This is a genomic window from Nisaea sp. (genome assembly GCF_017640745.1).
Taxonomy (GTDB): Bacteria; Pseudomonadota; Alphaproteobacteria; order Thalassobaculales; family Thalassobaculaceae; genus Nisaea.
Genome location: NZ_JAEPQA010000067.1, coordinates 1 through 735, shown reverse-complemented (window position 1 = coordinate 735; position 735 = coordinate 1). Strand labels below are relative to the sequence as shown.

Below are 735 nucleotides of genomic sequence, written 5' to 3'. Positions count from 1 at the left end.
ACCCCGGAAGGTCCGAATATCGGCCTCATCAACTCGCTGGCGACCTTCGCCCAGGTCAACCAGTACGGCTTCATTGAGACGCCGTACCGGAAGGTGGTCGAGGGCCGGGTCACGGACGAGGTCGTCTACATGTCGGCGATGGAAGAGGGCAAATATACGATTGCCCAGGCCAATGCCGAGGTGGATGAGGAAGGCCGGTTCACGGCCGACCTGATTTCGGTACGGCGGTCGGACGGTGCCGGTGTGGCGCGGCCGCAGGACATCGACCTCGCCGACGTGTCGCCGAAGCAGCTTGTCTCGGTCGCGGCGGCGCTGATCCCGTTCCTGGAGAACGATGACGCCAACCGCGCCCTTATGGGCTCGAACATGCAGCGCCAGGCGGTGCCACTGATCCAGGCCGAGGCGCCGATGGTCGGCACCGGCATGGAGAGCCGCGTTGCCCGCGACAGCGGTGTCGCCATCGTCGCCAAGCGCGGCGGCATCGTGGACCAGATCGACGGTACCCGTATCGTCATCCGCTCCACTGAGGAGGATGCCGATGCGGCGTCCGCCGGCGTCGACATCTACAGTCTGCTGAAGTTCCAGCGCTCGAACCAGAACACCTGCATCAACCAGCGCCCGCTGGTGAAGGTCGGTGACCGGGTGGAGCGCGGCGATATTATCGCCGACGGCCCGTCCACCGATCTCGGCGAACTGGCCCTGGGCCGGAATGTCCTCGTCGCCTTCATGCCCTGG

At 65.7% G+C, this 735-nt stretch carries 1 pseudogene; it reads left to right on the top strand.

What is annotated here, in order from left to right:
- A pseudogene (locus JJ959_RS21250) lies at positions 1-735 on the top strand (DNA-directed RNA polymerase subunit beta); the annotation flags it as partial.